This is a genomic window from Streptacidiphilus sp. PAMC 29251 (assembly GCF_054208735.2).
Genome location: NZ_CM135725.2, coordinates 1,332,130 through 1,348,726, shown reverse-complemented (window position 1 = coordinate 1,348,726; position 16,597 = coordinate 1,332,130). Strand labels below are relative to the sequence as shown.

Sequence of the window (16,597 nt, the reverse complement as noted above, 5' to 3'; positions counted from 1 at the left end):
CGGAGGTCACCGCGGCGTGCCGACGGAGGGCAGCGGCTGGTCCAGCCACCGGCGGACGGCGTCGGCGTCGGCGTCGAGCAGGGGCGGGGGACTGTCGCCGATGCAGGTGGTCTCGGTCTCCACGCCGGTGTCGTCGACGGTGAAGGTCCGCAGCGTCGAGCCGGGCAGGGTGATCTTCCCCAGGCTCGGGTGCTCGACGTCGAGCAGCAGCCGCTGGGAGCGGGTCTGCTCCCACTCATAGACCTCGTCGAGGCTGCGGACCCGGCCCGCGGGAATCCCCGCGTCGGCCAGCCGCTCCAGCAGCTCGGCCGGTTCGTACGGCGCGAACGCGGTCTCCAACAGCCTGGCGAGGAGGTCCCGGTGGGCCACCCGGCCGGAGTTGGCCGCAAAGCGCGGGTCGTCCGCCTCCAGGTGGAACGCGGCGCAGAGCCGGCCCCACATGGCATCGTTCCCGCAGGCGATCTGCACACTGCCGCCCGCGCAGCGGAACAGTCCGTAGGGGGCGATCGAGGGGTGGTGGTTCCCCTGCGCCCGGCCGACCTCGCCGGCCACGGTCCAGCCCGTTCCCTGGAAGGCGTGGGCCCCGACCACCGCCGCGAGCAGCGAGGTGCGGACGATCTGGCCCCTGCCTGTGCGGTCGCGCTCCCGCAGCGCCGCCAGCACACCGAAGGCGCCGTTCAGGCCGGCCAGCAGGTCGCCGATCGGCACCCCCACCCGCTGGGGGTGGTCCGGATCGGCTCCGGTGAGGGACATCAGCCCGGCCTCGCCCTGAGCGATCTGGTCGTACCCGGCGCGGGCGGACTCGGGCCCGTCGTGCCCGAAGCCGCTGATCGACAGCACCACCAGGCGCGGGTTGAGCCGCATCAGCCGGTCGGTGCCGAAGCCCAGGCGCTTGAGCGTGCCCGGCCGGTAGTTCTCCAGCAGGACGTCGGCCCGCTCGACCAGCCGGGCGAGCGCGTCCGCGTCCTCGCCGCGCTTCAGGTCGAGGGTGATCGACTCCTTGTTGCGGTTGCAGGACAGGAAGTACGTGGACACCTCGGTGCCGTCGTCGGCGCGGACGAAGGGCGGTCCCCAGGACCGGGTGTCGTCCCCGGCCGGGGTTTCGACCTTGATCACCCGCGCGCCGAGGTCGCCGAGCATCATCCCGGCCTGGGGGCCGGCCAGCGCGCGGCTGAGGTCGACGACGAGGAGCCCGGCGAGCGGCCCGCTCATGTCCGGGCCCCCGGGTTCGGCCGGATCACCAGCATGCTCGACGGGAGGTTGGTGCGGTTCTCCACGCTGCGGGGGGTTCCCGAGGTGAGCCGCGCCCCGTCGAGGGGACGGAGCACCTCGGTGTGGCCGTCGGCGTCGGTGAGGCTCAACTCGCCGGTCAGCACGAGGTAGACGGTCTCCGCCGGGACGGGGGACAGGTCCGCGCGGCCGCCGGGCAGGTAGTGCGACAGGGCGACCGTCACGGCGCCGTCGTAGGACTCGCCGCCGAAGAGGTGGACGGGGCCGACGTCGTGATGGCCGACGGGCTGGAAGCGTTGTGCCTGGGCGAGCCGGGCGATGTCTATCGACATGATCGAAGCGTTCCGTTCTGGCTGGACGGCAGGGTCTGTGCGCCTGTCGGCTTCAGCGGAGAAGGTGCTGGTGTTGAGACCTCACTCTAGGAGGAGTCCATAAAATGTCAACACTTTGGAGTCTCAGTGCTGGAAAATACGGGTTATGACCCATATTGTGAAGGAGAGCAGCGGAAAAATGTCAACAGTTTCGCGGCTGTGGTGGGCTACGGTGATACTGGCAATCCGTTCAGGCGCTTTGAGGAACCCGCGAGAGGCCAGCAGGCGATGACAGCACGGTCAGTCGAGGTGGCGGACAAGCTCGCGCATCCCGACGAGGTGAGCAGGGCCCACCACGAGCTGCGGCGCGCGATCATGCGCGGAGAACTGCGCGCCGGCGATCCGCTGTCGCAGGTCGAGCTCGCCCGCCGGCTCGGAGTCAGTCGCGGGCCCCTGCGCGAGGCGCTGCGCATCCTGCAGCGGGAGGGCTTCGTCCGACAGGAGTCCCAGCACCGGGCCCGCGTCGCGGAGTTCAGCGACGAGGACCTGGACGAGCTGTATGCCATGCGCATCAGCCTCGAAGCGCTCGCGATCGGGATCGCCGTCCCGCGTATGGGCGATGACGATCTGCGTCTCCTCGATGAGTTGCTCGAGGAGATGGACGAGACGTCACGCTCCGGCGACATCGAGCAGTGGGAGCGCCCGCACGAGCAGTTCCACCGCGCCCTGGTTCGCCTGTCCGGCCCGCGGCTCGAACGCGAACTCGCCCTGCTGTCGGACCATGCCACGCGCTATCGCCTCTGTTTCGTGTCGTGGAACACGCTCGAGTGGCAGGCGGGCACCAGCGAGCAGCACCACACCATCGCCCAGGCGGTGAAGTCGGGCGACGGGGACGCCGCCGCCCGCGCACTGGCGGCCCACCTCGGCCGCACCGCCCTCGTCGTCCTGTCGATGGCGTCGCCCACCTACGATCCGGTCCGGATCCGCAGGGCCCTGGACGTCGCCTGCCGGCCGTAGCGGGTCGCGCGCCGCGATTCATCGTGCGACGAGCTCCCGCTGGACGAACTCCTTGAACGTCGTCGGCTCCCGACCGAGCAGCCAGGTGAGCACATTGGGGTTCCCAATGAAGTCATGGCTGCTGTAGCGCTTGCTGATCGCCCGTGCGGCCGCGGTCTGGTAGGGGAACCGGCTCTGGTGGTCCGCCCCGAGGGACCTCGCCATGAATACGTCCGCGTCGATCTGCTCGGCCGTGATCGGCTGACCGAGCACGTCGGAGATGACCTCGGCGATGTCGTGCGCCGTGTAGCGCCCGGGCGCGACGAGTTCGTATGTTGCTCCGGCGTGGCGGTTGCTGTCGATGAGCACCGTGGCGGCCACCTCCGTCACGTCGCCCAGGTCGACCATCGACTGGTACCGGTCGAGTGCCCACGAGAGCAGGAAGACGCCCTGCTCGATCGGCGGTCGGAGCCGGTGGCGCAGCATGTAGTTCGTGGCTGGAGGATGGTGAACTCCAAGCCCGAGGAGAGCAGGTGCTCCTCGACGTCCCGTTTGATCTCGTGCTGGGTGAGGTCGGTGAGGATCGCGTGCAGCACCGAACTGAAGACGAAGTGCTGCACACCGGCCGCGCGCGCGGCGTCAACGGCCGCGAACCCCATCTCCCGCTCCCTGGGATGCAGGGTCGGGCCGACGTAGTAGACCTTCTCCATGCCGTCCATGGCGCGGGCCATCACCTCGGAGTCGGCGAGGTCGCCGACGACGACGTCCGCCACACCGGCGGCGCGAAGGGATTCCGCCGACGCCTCGGATCGGACACAGGCGCGGAGGGCTTGGCCTGCTGCCAGGAGCCTGGGGACAAGTAGCCTGCCCTGATTGCCGTTCGCTGCGGTGATCAGTATCACGAGAAGGTCCCCCGCTGGGTCTGGATGAGGTCCATGACGGTGGAGTCGGCCAGGGTGGTGGTGTCGCCGACGGCGCGGCCTTCGGCGATGTCGCGCAGCAGGCGGCGCATGATCTTGCCGGAGCGGGTCTTGGGCAGTTCGCTGACCACCAGGACGGTCTTGGGCTTGGCGATCGGGCCGAGCACCTTGCCGACATGGTTGCGCAGGTCCGTGACCAGTTCGCTGTCGTTGTGGGCGCTGCCGCGCAGGATCACGAAGGCGGCGATGGCCTGGCCGGTGGTGGCGTCGGTGGCGCCGACCACGGCGGCCTCGGCGACCTTGGGGTGGGAGACCAGGGCGGATTCGACCTCGGTGGTGGAGATGTTGTGGCCCGAGACCAGCATCACGTCGTCGACGCGGCCGAGCAGCCAGAGGTCGCCGTCCTCGTCCTTCTTGGCGCCGTCGCCGGCGAAGTACTTCCCCGGAAAGCGGGACCAGTAGGTTTCGAGGTAGCGCTGATCGTCGCCCCAGATGGTCCGCAGCATGGAGGGCCAGGGCTCGGTGAGCACCAGGTAGCCGCCGCCGCCGTCGGGGACCTCGCGGGCCTCGTCGTCGACCACGGTGGCGCTGATGCCGGGCAGGGGGGTCTGGGCGGAGCCGGGCTTGGTGTGGGTGACGCCGGGCAGCGGGCTGATCATCATGGCGCCGGTCTCGGTCTGCCACCAGGTGTCCACGATCGGGGTCTTCCCGGTGCCGATGTGCTCGCGGTACCAGATCCAGGCCTCGGGGTTGATCGGCTCGCCGACGGATCCAAGGATCCGCAGCGAGGACAGGTCGAACTGGGCGGGGATGTCGTCGCCCCACTTCATGAAGGTGCGGATCGCGGTGGGCGCGGTGTAGAGCAGGGTGACCTTGTACTTCTGGATGATCTCCCAGAACCGGCCCTGGTGCGGGGTGTCGGGGGTGCCTTCGTACATGACCTGGGTGGCGCCGTTGGAGAGCGGCCCGTAGACGATGTAGGAGTGTCCGGTGACCCAGCCGATGTCGGCGGTGCACCAGTAGACGTCGGTTTCCGGTTTGAGGTCGAAGACCGCGTGGTGGGTGTAGGAGGCCTGGGTGAGGTAGCCGCCGGTGGTGTGCAGGATGCCCTTGGGCTTACCGGTGGTCCCGCTGGTGTAGAGGATGAACAGCGGGTGCTCGGCACTGTGTGCAGCGGCAACATGCTCGGTGGACTGACGCTCGGTGATCTCGTGCCACCACACGTCCCGGCCTTCGGTGAAGGCGGTGTCCTGGCCGGTACGGCGCACGACCAGCACATGCTGCACGGTCGGACAGGACAGGACGGCCTCGTCGATGGCGGGCTTGAGCGCCATGGGCTTGCCGCGGCGGTAGCCGCCGTCCGCGGTGATGACCAGCTTGGCATCCGCGTCCTGCACCCGCGAGGCCACCGCCTCGGCCGAGAAACCACCGAAGACCACCGAATGCGCGGCGCCGATCCGGGCGCAGGCGAGCATCGCCACCGCCGCCTCGGGGATCATCGGCAGGTAGATGGCGACCCGGTCGCCCTTCTCGACGCCGAGTTCGGTGAGCGCGTGGGCGGCCTTGGAGACCTCGTCCTTGAGCTGCGCGTAGGTGATCGCGCGGCTGTCACCGGGCTCGCCCTCGAAGTGGATCGCCACCCGGTCGCCATTACCCGCCTCGACATGGCGGTCCACGCAGTTGTAGGCCACGTTCAGCTCGCCGTCGGCGAACCACTTGGCGAACGGCGGGTTCGACCAGTCCAGGGTCTCGGTCGGCTCGGTGGCCCAGCTCAGCCGACGGGCCTGCTTGGCCCAGAAGGCGAGCCGGTCCTCCTTCGCCTCGGCGTAGGCGGCGGCGGTCACATTCGCGGCGGCGGCGAGCTCAGCAGGCGGGGCGAACGGATGCGGCGATGCGGACATGTCTGTTTCCTTCCTCGGATTGACCCGACCAGTGCTGAGCGTCGCCCGCGCCTGATCAGGCCTGAGCGGCTGCCGCGGCGACGATCCAGTTCCTGAACTCGACGGCGTAGTGCCGCAAGTGGTGGTCCAGGACCTCGTCCGGGCAGGTGCTGGGGAAGTAGACCGTCAGGTTGGCGGTGAAGCCGTCGGCGGTGTCGCCGAACTGGATCAGGGCCCGGCCGACGACGGTGCCGTCGGCGAGGAAGAGGTTGGAGGACATCTTGCGCGGGAACTCGGACTCCGGGAGGAGTTCGGCCGCGTCCTCGGCCCAGGCCAGTGCGGCCGTTCCCCAGCCGCCCATGTAGAAATCGGCGACGTGGGGGCCGATGTTCTCGACCACGCGCGCTCCGGTGGCGTCGGTGCCCATCACATAGTGCTCGGGGTGCGCCGCGAGGAGCGCGTTCTCGTCGGTGCCCGCGAAGGCCTTGTCCATCCAGGCCAGGAACGCTCCCGAGCTGAGGCCCTGCGTCGCGAGCACCGTCGTGCCAGCCTTGAAGCTGCCCTCGGAGGTGCGGGCGCTCTCGCGCAGGAAGGCGTTGCCCTCCTCGATGTCGGCGGCCAGGAGCTCGAGCAGCCCCTCGCGTCCCAGCCTGGTCCGGAAGCGCTCCAGGGCGCGGCGGGAGTAGAACAGCTCAAGGTCGTCGATGCTCTCGGCACCGGTGGGACCCGACACAAGGGTCACGGTCACGGGCGGGGGAGTCTGGGCGTCGGTCATGGTCAAACCTCCATATGTGAATGCGAAGTTACATTCGCATTTCGAGAGTACCCAAGAGGGTGCGCTGCTTGTCAAGGGGTTCCGCTGAGCCCGCCACCGATACGATGCGGGGCATGATTCAAGATCCGGACCGCCCGGCGCCCTACCGGGAACCCCGGCAGGCACGCAGCGCCGCCACACTGGCCCGTGTCCTCCAGGCTGCCGAGGAGGTGGCCTCCTCGGCCGGTCTGGACGCGATGACGATCGCCGCCGTCGCCGAACGCGCCGGCGTCTCGGTCGGCACCATCTACCGCCGTTTCGAGGACCGGGAACAGCTGATCACCGCCCTGACCGAGCGGATGCTGGAACGGCGCGAGGAGTACCTGGCCGAGCAACTTCGCTCGGCCGAGCCCTCGCTCTCCGGCGTGATGGACGCCTACGCGCACGCCCTGCTGCAGTCCTTCGCCGACAGCAGCGCGCTCTTCCCCGAGCTGATGCGGGTGCGAGGAGCCAGGTCCCTGGACCGCGGGGCCCGCACCATCGTGCTGATCCACCGCCTGCTGCTGGAAGCCGCTGCTCCCTACGCCGACCAGATCAGGCGCTCCGACCCGGCGAAGGCGCTGGATACCGTGGCCCGCGCCATCCTCGGCGCCTGCTTCCACAACTCCGTGCGCCCCGACCCCGTCCCCGACGAGGCGGCCAGACGCCGTTACGCGGACGAGCTCAGCGACATGGCCATGGCCTACCTGCTCACGCCCGACCTCCGCACACCGGTCACCCGCGCGCACCGGTGATGGCCTCTCCGGCGGCGGCCGCGACCTGCTGCAGCCGGTGGACCCAGGACTCGACCCGTTCGGTCGGCACGCCGCCGGGCAGGCCCGTCATCCGGATCGCCATCGGCGGCAGGCCCGCGTCCGTGGGGACGGGGACCGGCACGACGATCGAGGCGAGATCGTACAGCTCGCCGGGCAGCAGATCGGGGCAGAACAGTTCGGCCAGCTCGGACGTCGCCTGCCGCACCGCGCGCTCGTGGCGCGGCAGGCGGTCGGACTGCTCGAACGCGGACAACGCCGCCTGCTGGCGCTGGAGCAGTTCCGGTTCGGCGGCAAGGAGGGAGTAGCCGCACGCGCGCACCTTGTCGAGCTGGTCCCGGTGCAGACCACGACGGTCGTCACTGTAGTCCGGGGCACGCCGCAGCCACTCCTCGACCTCCTCCGGCGTCGCGTCGACCAGGAAGGCCGCTCCCAGCGGCGGAATGATCGGCTGCCGGTGGCCGAGCGGAAACGGCTCGTCGGCGGATCCCCGGTTGGCGGCGAGGACCTGCACCGCGTCCCCGCGGATCTTGACCAGGACGCCGCAGTTGACAGCGAGTTCGACGCTGAGGTCCTCGACCAGGGACCGCACCGTCTCGGCCAGCTGGGCCGCCTGGATCAGGTCGTCAGCCGGGGTGGCGATGAAGGAGCCGGGGGAGAACCGCCCGTAGCCGCCCTGGAAGAACAGCAGCGGGAGCGTCGACCGCTCGACGGCCAGGTCGTGGACGAGCCCGAGGACGACGAAGTGGTCGCCCGCCTCCCGGATGTCCTGGAAGGTGCACTCGACCCAGGACACGGCGTCCTCGAGGATGGGCGAACCGAGCGGCCCGGGCCGCCAGCGCACACCGTCGAACTTGTCCGCCCCGCCGGTCGCGATGAGACGGCACAGCGACTCCTGGTCGGCTGCCAGCACGTTGACGCAGAAGGCCGAGGCGGTCCGCAGCTGCTGGAAGCTCCTGGAGCTGGTGGCCGGGAAGAACGCGACCATCGGCGGGTCCAGGGAGACCGAGGAGAAGGTACCGACGACCATGCCGGCCGGGTGGCCGTCCTGGTCCACCGCGGTGACCACGGCCACCCCGGTCGGGTAGTGCCCCAGCGTCTCGCGGAACAGCGCGGGGTCGATGGGATTGGACATGGAGCCTCTTTCAGTGGGGAGTCCTGCGCCAGGCGGCGAGGCCGACGGCGGCGAGGAGGGCGGTGCCGTTGAACAGGTCGGGGATCCAGATGGGGAGGCCGGCGAGTTGGAGGCCTTTGACGCCGATGGCGAGGGTGTAGGCGGCGAGGACGGTGCCCCAGATGTTGAAGCGGCCGCCGCGGAACTGGGTGGAGCCGAGGAAGACGGCGGCGATGACGGGGAGCAGGTAGCCGGGTCCGACGGTGGGGTCGCCGGTGGACAGCTGCGAGGTCAGCAGCAGTCCGGCCAGTGCGGCGACCGCACCCGAGGTCATCAGCGCGAACAGGATAATCCGGGTGGGGCGCACGCCGACGAGCGTTGCGGCTTGGGGGTTTCCTCCGGTGGCGTGGATGCGGCGTCCGGTGGGTGTGCGTTCCAGGACGTACCAGAGGAGGGTGGCGACGGCGAGCATGAGGTAGACGGGGTAGGTGATGCCGAGGAATTGTCCAGTGCCGAGTTTGCTGAAGCCGGTGGGGAGGTTGACGATCTGCTGGCTGTTGGAGATCCAGGCGGTCGTTGCGGCGAGCAGTGAGCTGACGGCGAGGGTGGCGATGAAGGAGGGGATCCGGGCTTTGGTGATCATCAGCCAGGAGCGCCCCACCGCCGCACCGGCCAGCAGCGACAGCACGATCGCGGCCGGGATCGGCACATGGCCCACCAGCAGGCGGGCGACCAGGATCGCGCCGAGCCCGACCTCGGCGCCGATGGCCAGGTCGATGACTCCGGCCGCGGTGGGAATGACGAGTCCGACCGCGACCAGGCAGGTGACCGCCTGGTCGGACAACAGGGAACGCCAGGTCCCGGTGGTCAGGAACGTGCCAGGAACCCACAGCGAGAACACCACGACCATCAAGGCCAGCAGATACAGCGCGGAGATGTTCCGGAACGCCACCGCCCGCCGCAACCGAACCGCCCACGCATCGCCGGTCGTCTGCTCGGACGGCACGGCAGCGTTGGCGGTGGCCGCTCGGGCGAGCAGCGCAGTCCTTCGGGCGCGCCTGCCCGCCCAGGCGGTGGTGGTGTTGTTCCGGATCAGCCGCAGGACGGCCTCCCGCCGGGTCACCGCAGGTTTCCGCCAGGCGGCGAGGCCGACGGCGGCGAGGAGGGCGGTGCCGTTGAACAGGTCGGGGATCCAGATGGGGAGGCCGGCGAGTTGGAGGCCTTTGACGCCGATGGCGAGGGTGTAGGCGGCGAGGACGGTGCCCCAGATGTTGAAGCGGCCGCCGCGGAACTGGGTGGAGCCGAGGAAGACGGCGGCGATGACGGGGAGCAGGTAGCCGGGTCCGACGGTGGGGTCTCCGGTGGACAGCTGCGAGGTCAGCAGCAGTCCGGCCAGTGCGGCGACCGCACCCGAGGTCATCAGCGCGAACAGGATGATCCGGGAGACCCGGATCCCTGCCAGCACGGCGGCCTCGCTGCTGCCGCCCATGGCATTGACGTTGCCGCCGGTCGCGTAGACGCGTCGGCCCGCCGGTGTCCGTTCCAGGACGTACCAGAGGAGGGTGGCGACGGCGAGCATGAGGTAGACGGGGTAGGTGATGCCGAGGAATTGTCCGGTGCCGAGTGTGGCGAAGCCAGGCGGCAGGTTGACGATCTGTTGGCTGCTGGAGATCCAAGCGGTTGCCGCGGCCAGTAGTGAGCTGACGGCGAGGGTGGCGATGAAGGAGGGGATCCGGGCTTTGGTGATCATCAGCCAGGAGAAGGCCCCCACCGCCGCTCCGGCCAGCAGGGACAGCACGATCGCGGCGGGGACGGGTACGTGGCCGACCAGCAGCCGGGCGACCAGGATCGCGCCGAGCCCGACCTCGGCGCCGATGGCCAGGTCGATGACTCCGGCCGCGGTAGGGATGACGAGTCCGACCGCGACCAGGCAGGTGACCGCCTGGTCGGACAGCAGCGAGCGCCAGGTCCCGGTGGTCAGGAACGTGCCCGGGACCCACAGCGAGAACACCACGACCATCAGGGCCAGCAGATACAGCGCGGAGATGTTCCTGAACGCCAGTGCCCGCCGCAACCGAACCAGCCGGCCACCTTCGGGCACCGCTCCCGGTGACGCGCCGTCGGGCGCCCGCTCGGGACTCACGACGCTATCGGTCGTCTGCATCTTCCCTCACTCCGGTCTGTTCGTGCTGATGCGGCTTCCGGCCGTTTCGAGCCCCAACTCGTCGCGGACCAGCCGTTCTTCGGTCAGAGCCTCGCGCGGGATCTCGCTGACCACCCGGCCGTCCTTGAGCACCAGGACGCGGTCGCACAGCGAGACGAGTTCCTTGGTGTCCGAGGAGCACACCAGGACGCCCGTCCCCTCCTGCGCCGCGGCCAGGACCAACTCATAGACGGCGGCCTTGGCGCCCACGTCCACGCCCTGGGTGGGCTCGTCGAGCAGGAGCACCCGAGGACGGACGCGCAGCCACTTGGCCAGCACGACCTTCTGCTGATTGCCGCCGCTGAAGAGTTGCAGCGGTTGCTCGGGGTTGGGCGGGCGCAGCCCGACGGTCTGCATCCAGGAGCGTGCTTCCTCCCGTTCGGCCCGCCGATCGAGCCGGCCGAAGGAGCGGCGCAGCGGTCGCAGCAGCGGCAGGGTCAGGTTCTCCCGGACGCTCAGCTGCCCCACCACGCCGTGCCGGTGGCGGTCGGCGGGTACATAGGCCAGCCCGCTCTCGATCGCGGCCGGGACGTCGTCGGGAACCAGCTCCCTCCCGTCGACCTCCACCCGGCCACCGGACCGGTGCTGGGCTCCGAACAGCATCGGTGCGAGCTGCTCCCGTCCCGAACCCAGGATGCCGCCGACACCGACGATCTCACCCGCCCGCAGGCTCAGCGAGAAGTCGCTGATCTCGGCGCCGCTGATGCCGGTCACGGTCAGTACCCGCTCCCCGGCCCCGTTCCGACCGGTCACGGCCGTCCCGGCGATGTCGCGACCGGCGATGAGCGTCACCATGGCGTCGTGGTCGAGCTCGCTGGTGGCCTGCTCGGCGACCACCCGCCCGTCGCGCAGCACCACCACCCGGTCGGCCAGTTCGAGCACCTCGTCGAGCCGGTGGGAGATGAAGACGACCCCGGCCCCGGACGAGGCCACTCGTCGGATCGCCTCGAACAGCACTGTCACCTCGTCGCCGTGCAACGCGGCCGTGGGCTCGTCGAGCAGCAGCACGTTGTCCGGACGGGTCCAGCCGTCCAGTGCCCGGGCGATCGCGACGATCGTCCGCTGCGCCGGCGACAACTTTCCGACCGGGACCGTCACATCCAGGTCGGCGCCGAACCGGGCGATGAGCTGCTGGGCCCGGCGCCGCTCGGCGGCTCCGTGGACGGGCGCGAACGCCCGTCCACGCGCCGATGCGCCAAGACCGAGGTTCTCCACCGTGGTCAGGATGTCGGCCAGGCCGAGATCCTGGTGGATGAAGTGCAGGCCTTCGCGGGCCGCCGATCCCGCGACCAGCGCGCCCTCGGCGTCACGGACCTCGATGACCGAACCGGGATCGGCCTGGTGCACCCCGGCCAGAATCTTGACCAGGGTCGACTTGCCCGAGCCGTTGTGGCCCAGCACCGCGACGACCTCCCCGGCGCGGACCTCCAGCGACACGCCGTCCAGGGCCTTCAGGCCCGGGAACGTCTTGGACATGCCCTCGATCCGAAGCAGTGGCGCCGCGGTGTCGGTCATCAGGACACCTGCCACAGCTTGGCGAACCGCTGGGCGAAGTCGGGGAACGCCGACCAGCCGCGGGTGGGATCGAAGGTGATGTCCTTCTGCTCCAGGAACTGCTCGGGTACGGTGCCAGCCTGCTCGCTCGCCGTCGGCTGGGCGCCCCCGACCAGACGTGCGGCCGCGTCCACGGCCGTCCAGGTCGACACCGGGAAGTCGATGTTCAGTGCGGCCGTCAGCGAGCCGTCCTTGATGTCCTGCAGATTGCCGGCGGTCGGGCCGAAGCCCACGGTGGTGACCGACAGGCCGGCTGCCTTCAACGCCGCCGGCAGGCCCCCGGCCGCCGAGAGGCTCACGAAGACCGCGGTGTTGGTGTCCTTGTGGGCCTGCAGGTCGGTGACGACGGTGCGCGGCGCGGTGGTCCCGATGGTGGTCACGTCGAGGGGGACCACGCGGACCTTGCAACCAGGGCAGTTGCTCTTCATCTCGTCCTGGAAGGACTTCTGCAGCGGAGCCGAGAGGTCCAGGGCGGGCAGGGTGTAGAGGACGGTGTCGGCCTGCGCGCCCTTGTTCGCGATCACCCAGTCGGCCAGGAGTTTCCCGTTGCGCTGACTCAGGTCGGCGCCCAGGTAGTTGAAGGTGATGCCGTACGGCTTCACGTCCTTGTCGATCTGGAGCGAGACCAGCTTGGCGCCGCCGTCGGAGAGCTTCTTCAGACCGCCGCCGAACAGGGCCGGGTCGATCGCGCCGAGGATGACGGCGTCCGGCTTCAATGAGTTGGCCGTCGCCGCGGCGACCTGCGCAGTCTGCGCCGTGGAGCCGGCGTTGACAGCGGTGTAAGTCCCGCCGATCTCCTTGACCGCCCCTTGTACGAACGTGCCCACCGCGGCGCAGATGGGCGTCCCGCACTGCAGATAGACGAACTTCTTGCCCGCCGGAAGCTTCTGTGCGAGCGGCTCGCTCACCGGGAAGTCGGTGGGCGGGACGGTGTAGGGGGCGATGGCCGCCTTCGCCGCTGCGATGTTCGCCGACTGCTGCGAACCCTCCTTCGTCGCTGAGGAGGAGCCGCAGGCGGCGACGGACACGACGGCGATCGCCGAGACGGCAGCTGCGGCCGCTCTGGCGACATTGCGGCGGTTGTCGCTGGATTTGGCGAGCATCTTTCACACTCCGAGTGGTCTGCGAAGGAAGGATGTGACGCTGAGCGCACGGGGCTCGCCCACGGGCTGCTGCCGCAATCCCTGCGACACGCTCCCGAGATAAATGGGCCGAACCAATAGGCCGTACCCTCCATCGGTTCCGTGGGCGTGTCAAGGGTTTCGCCGCGCGACGGCGCCAGGGTTGCCCGATGGTTACCAAACCTAATGGTTCGGTCTGATTACGGCGCACTGCGGCCAGGGCGGAGGCCCGGTGCGCGGCCGACGGCTCCAGGGCTCAGCTGGAGTGGCGGTGTGCTTCCGCGGCCTGTCGGGCGGCGGCGGGGTCGCCGGAGACGATGGCGGTGACCAGGTCGCTGTGGACCTGCAGCCGCTGCTCCAGGTACTCGTGGTCGTGCGACTGGGGGTTGACCAGCGAGACCTGGTTGACGAACTCGTAGAGGCCGACATAGGTGCCGCGCAGGACGGCGTTCGGGGAGATGGCCGCGATGCGGACGTGCAGATCCCAGTTGAGCGAGACGAACCGGGGGGCGTCGTCGAGGTTCTTCCGCATCGCGGTGATCAGCGACTTGAGCTCGCGTCCGTCCTTGGCCGTGCGGTGCTGCGCCGCGTGCGCGGCGACCAGCGGTTCGAGCTGCTCGCGGACCTCGATGGCGCCGGCGACCGCCAGCGGCTCGCCGTGGACGGTGAGCAGGGTGCGCCCCAGTCGGACCACGGGATCGTTCGCCGCGACGAACATCCCCCGCCGGGGCCGGGCCTGACCACGATCCGGCGCCGTTCCTGCAGCAGCCGGATCGCCTCGTTGACCGTGGCCTTGGCGACGCCCGTCTGCTCGCGCAGATCGGCCCGGGTGCCGATGTGGTCACCGGGGCGCAGGGCGCGCTTCTCGATCGAGTCCTCGACGAAGACCACGACCTCCTCGGCGCGGGTTCGGTAAGCAGGCAGGACCATGCATGAAGCCTATCGGATACAGCCAATGCCCCATCAGGGGTCGTCACCATCAGGGGTCGTCACCGCTCGGAGCGGTTGAGCTCCGCCGCGAAGTACGCCGAAGCGGTCTTCAGGATGTCGTTCGCGCGTCGCAGCTCCTGGTTCTCCCGCTCCAGTTCGGCGATCCGCGCTTCGTCGCCGGTGCCGGCGGCACCCTGGGGCCCGCTCGGTTCGGCGTTCCCCCGGTGTGCCGCGACGGCCGCCCTGGCGCGGTCCTGGTCGCCGTGCCGGATCGCGGCCACGAGTCCCTCGTGGACGTCCAGCCGGTGGGTCAGGTAGTCGTCCTGGGCGGAGGCGGACCGGGGGTCGGCCCGGACCGAGAGTTCCTCGATGCAGCGCATCGTGCCGAGGTACATCGCGCGGGCGAGGTGGTTCGGCGTGATCGCGGCGATGCGCTCGTGCAGGGACCAGTTGGCATGCAGGAACGGCTCCAGCTCGTCGCCGGCCCGCCGCATCGCGTCCAGGAGTTTCTCCAGGTCGCGGACGTCCTGCTCGGTCCGGTGCGTGGCGGCCTCGACCGCGATGAGCTCCTCGAGGGCGTCACGGACCGCGATCGCGTCGGTGACGGTCGTCGCGCCCTGGGGCACGGTCAGCAGGGTCTGGCGCAGCTGGACCATGGGGCTGGCCTGGGCCACGAACAGCCCGCCCCCACGCCCGGGGCGCACATCGACGCTGCCGCGCTCGGTGAGCAGGCGGGCGGTCTCCCCGATGGTGGCGCGACCGTAGCCGGTCTGTTCCCGCAGTTCCTCCATGGTGGCGATCCGGTCGCCGGAGCGCAGGCCGCGGGTGCCGATCAGCGCCTCGATCTCGGAGGCGAGAGCTTGGGCGAGACCGGGCGGGCGTGAATACATGCGAAGGATTCTAGTCCTTGACAGGCAACTACCGTCAGAGCAGGATCCAACCACACGAAAGATACGGGTATTTAACCAAGAGTTTTCATTCGGAGTTGGAAGCAGAGATGACCCACGAAGAGACAGCGTTCGAGCCCTCCGGCTATGAGGCGGGGCCTGCGCACGGACTGCTGAGCGCGTTCGACCAGGGCGTTCGGACGCTGCCGGTCGGCTTCCGGTTGGACCCGCGGTACCGGCCGCTGCCGACGGAGATCGTGTTCGAGAAGGACGTCGCGGTCACCCTGCGCGACGGCGTCACCATCTACGTGGACGTGCTGCGCCCGGCGGGCAGTGAGAAGGTACCGGTCCTGGTCGCCTGGAGCCCCTACGGCAAGAGCCAGGGCACCGCCCCGAGCGTGGTCGGCCTGTTCGGCATGCTCGGGATCGACAACGGGGTCCTGTCCGGGCTGCAGAAGTTCGAGGGGCCCGACCCGGCGTACTGGTGCGCGCAGGGCTACGCGGTCTGCAACCCCGACCCCCGCGGCATCGGCCACTCGGAGGGCGACAGTGTGATGTTCGGGCGCCAGGAGGGCGAGGACTGCTACGACCTGATCGAGTGGCTGGCCGTCCAGGACTGGTGCAGCGGCAAGGTCGGGATGAGCGGGACCTCGTACCTGGCCCACGCGCAGTGGTTCACCGCCGCCGAACAGCCGCCGCACCTGGCGGCGATCAACCCGGTGGAGGGCTTCAGTGACATCTACCGCGATCTCACCATGCGCGGTGGCATGCCCGACATCGGCTTCGCCGAGCGGCTGCAGAAGAACAGCTACGCAGGCCTCAACCAGCGCGAGGACATCCTCACGGAGGTGGAGCGCCATCCGCTGATGAACAGCCTGTGGGAGGACAAGACCGCCCGGTTCGACCGGGTCACCGTGCCGGCCTACATCGTCGCCAGTTACACCAACACCCTGCATGTGACCGGCACCTTCCGCGCCTGGCGCAGCATCGCCTCGCCGGACAAGTGGCTCCGCGTCCACAGCACCCAGGAATGGCCCGACTACTACGACCCGGCCAACACCGAGGACCTGCGCCGGTTCTTCGACCACTACCTGAAGGGCGAGGACAACGGCTGGGAGGAGACCACGCCGCGGGTCCGCTACAGCCTGCTCGACCTCGAAGGCGGCGACCGGGAGGGCCGGATCGCGGACTCCTTCCCCCCGAAGGACGTCACCTCGGTCAGGTACTACCTGGACGGCAGCTTCCGCAGGCTGGTCGCCGAGCCCGCCGCGGAGGGCACGCCGGTGGTCTACGACACCGGGGCGGGCCCGGGTCTGGCCTCCTTCACGGTCGGCTTCGAGGAGGGGGCGACCCTGGTCGGCTACCCCAAGGCGCACCTGTGGGTCGAGGCCGTGGCGCCGACGACATGGACCTGTTCGTCCTGGTCCAGAAGCTGGACCGGTACGGCACGCCGCTGCAGCAGTTCACCGTGCCCAGCCGGAGTGCGCTGATGCACGACATCACCGAGCACGGCGCGTCCGTGCTGCGCTACAAGGGCTCGAACGGACGGCTGCGGGTGTCCGCCCGGCACCTGGACGAGAAGCTGAGCACCGACGACGTCCCCGCCCACAGCTTCGACCGGGTCGAGAAGCTGACGCCCGGTGAGATCGTCGACGTCGAGATCGACCTGACCCCGGTCGGGCTGGTGTTCCACCCCGGCGAGTCCCTGCGGCTGGTCGTCAGCTCACAGAACGCACTGGGCGCGCACATGCCGGCCACCCGCGACTACCTCCCCCGCAACAGCGGAAAGCACGTCATCCACACCGGCGGGGAGCACGCGTCCTATCTGCAACTTCCGGTCAGACTGCCACTTCCCGGCAAGAACGCCTGACGGCAACGATCGAGG

Annotated in this window: 15 protein-coding genes and 2 pseudogenes; 4 read left to right on the top strand and 13 right to left on the bottom strand. The window is 69.7% G+C overall.

All coding sequences use genetic code 11. The features are described from left to right. Positions 1-6: 6 nt before the first annotated feature. Positions 7-1,212, bottom strand: coding sequence for a CaiB/BaiF CoA transferase family protein (locus ACXKR8_RS06350; RefSeq protein WP_458271907.1), 1,206 nt, complete (start codon positions 1,210-1,212; stop codon positions 7-9). Continuing rightward, entirely contained in the window at positions 1,209-1,562 is a 354-nt protein-coding gene (locus tag ACXKR8_RS06345) for a cupin domain-containing protein (RefSeq protein WP_458271906.1), read from the bottom strand. Before ACXKR8_RS06345 ends, ACXKR8_RS06350 begins: the two co-directional genes overlap by 4 nt. Positions 1,563-1,850: 288 nt before the next feature. Here ACXKR8_RS06345 and ACXKR8_RS06340 point away from each other — a divergent pair, with 288 nt between their 5' ends. Further along, the gene (locus ACXKR8_RS06340) at positions 1,851-2,558 is read left to right on the top strand and encodes a GntR family transcriptional regulator (protein ID WP_458271905.1); all 708 of its coding nucleotides are present in this window, start codon (positions 1,851-1,853) and stop codon (positions 2,556-2,558) included. A gap of 18 nt (positions 2,559-2,576) precedes the next feature. Here the strand turns inward: ACXKR8_RS06340 and ACXKR8_RS06335 are convergent, their stop codons facing one another. The 4 genes from ACXKR8_RS06335 to ACXKR8_RS06320 are packed head-to-tail and all read right to left on the bottom strand — an operon-like array spanning position 2,577 to position 6,112. Continuing rightward, entirely contained in the window at positions 2,577-2,927 is a 351-nt protein-coding gene (locus ACXKR8_RS06335; RefSeq protein WP_462100360.1) for a hypothetical protein, read from the bottom strand. Next, complete coding sequence (locus tag ACXKR8_RS06330) at positions 2,924-3,439, bottom strand: SDR family oxidoreductase (RefSeq protein WP_462100359.1); 516 nt, start codon at positions 3,437-3,439, stop codon at positions 2,924-2,926. Before ACXKR8_RS06330 ends, ACXKR8_RS06335 begins: the two co-directional genes overlap by 4 nt. After that, the gene (acs, locus tag ACXKR8_RS06325) at positions 3,436-5,358 is read right to left on the bottom strand and encodes an acetate--CoA ligase (protein ID WP_458271903.1); all 1,923 of its coding nucleotides are present in this window, start codon (positions 5,356-5,358) and stop codon (positions 3,436-3,438) included. Before acs ends, ACXKR8_RS06330 begins: the two co-directional genes overlap by 4 nt. Positions 5,359-5,413: 55 nt before the next feature. Further along, positions 5,414-6,112 (bottom strand): hypothetical protein, encoded by a 699-nt coding sequence (locus tag ACXKR8_RS06320; RefSeq protein WP_458271902.1) that lies wholly within the window; start codon positions 6,110-6,112, stop codon positions 5,414-5,416. Positions 6,113-6,225: 113 nt separating this feature from the next. On the opposite strand from ACXKR8_RS06320, the gene ACXKR8_RS06315 reads away from it, so the two are divergent. Next, positions 6,226-6,885, top strand: coding sequence for a TetR/AcrR family transcriptional regulator (locus ACXKR8_RS06315; protein WP_458271901.1), 660 nt, complete (start codon positions 6,226-6,228; stop codon positions 6,883-6,885). Here ACXKR8_RS06315 and ACXKR8_RS06310 read toward each other — a convergent pair. The 7 genes and pseudogenes from ACXKR8_RS06310 to ACXKR8_RS06280 all read right to left on the bottom strand — a co-directional run. Next, positions 6,866-8,038: a flavin reductase gene (locus ACXKR8_RS06310; protein WP_458271900.1), complete on the bottom strand. Its 1,173-nt coding sequence runs from the start codon at positions 8,036-8,038 to the stop codon at positions 6,866-6,868. The two genes, ACXKR8_RS06315 and ACXKR8_RS06310, sit on opposite strands and share 20 nt — an antisense overlap. A 10-nt stretch (positions 8,039-8,048) precedes the next feature. After that, positions 8,049-10,181 carry an ABC transporter permease gene (locus ACXKR8_RS06305; protein ID WP_462100358.1) on the bottom strand — a complete coding sequence of 711 codons (2,133 nt, stop codon included), beginning with the start codon at positions 10,179-10,181 and terminating at the stop codon, positions 8,049-8,051. A 6-nt stretch (positions 10,182-10,187) separates the two neighbouring features. Continuing rightward, on the bottom strand, positions 10,188-11,735 hold the full coding sequence (locus tag ACXKR8_RS06300) for a sugar ABC transporter ATP-binding protein (protein ID WP_458271898.1): 1,548 nt from the start codon (positions 11,733-11,735) through the stop codon (positions 10,188-10,190). After that, positions 11,735-12,877, bottom strand: a complete 1,143-nt coding sequence (locus ACXKR8_RS06295) for a sugar ABC transporter substrate-binding protein (protein WP_458271897.1) — start codon at positions 12,875-12,877, stop codon at positions 11,735-11,737. Before ACXKR8_RS06295 ends, ACXKR8_RS06300 begins: the two co-directional genes overlap by 1 nt. A gap of 274 nt (positions 12,878-13,151) precedes the next feature. Further along, the gene (locus ACXKR8_RS06290; protein ID WP_462100357.1) at positions 13,152-13,613 is read right to left on the bottom strand and encodes a FadR/GntR family transcriptional regulator; all 462 of its coding nucleotides are present in this window, start codon (positions 13,611-13,613) and stop codon (positions 13,152-13,154) included. 17 nt (positions 13,614-13,630) lie between these two features. Further along, a pseudogene (locus ACXKR8_RS06285) lies at positions 13,631-13,825 on the bottom strand (GntR family transcriptional regulator); the annotation flags it as partial. A gap of 236 nt (positions 13,826-14,061) precedes the next feature. After that, positions 14,062-14,481: pseudogene (locus ACXKR8_RS06280) on the bottom strand (FadR/GntR family transcriptional regulator); the annotation flags it as partial. Positions 14,482-14,822: 341 nt separating this feature from the next. On the opposite strand from ACXKR8_RS06280, the gene ACXKR8_RS06275 reads away from it, so the two are divergent. Then, complete coding sequence (locus ACXKR8_RS06275; RefSeq protein ID WP_462100356.1) at positions 14,823-16,202, top strand: CocE/NonD family hydrolase; 1,380 nt, start codon at positions 14,823-14,825, stop codon at positions 16,200-16,202. Next, positions 16,118-16,582, top strand: a complete 465-nt coding sequence (locus ACXKR8_RS06270; RefSeq protein ID WP_462100355.1) for a CocE/NonD family hydrolase C-terminal non-catalytic domain-containing protein — start codon at positions 16,118-16,120, stop codon at positions 16,580-16,582. The genes ACXKR8_RS06275 and ACXKR8_RS06270 overlap by 85 nt, the downstream gene beginning before the upstream one ends. Positions 16,583-16,597 lie beyond the last annotated feature (15 nt).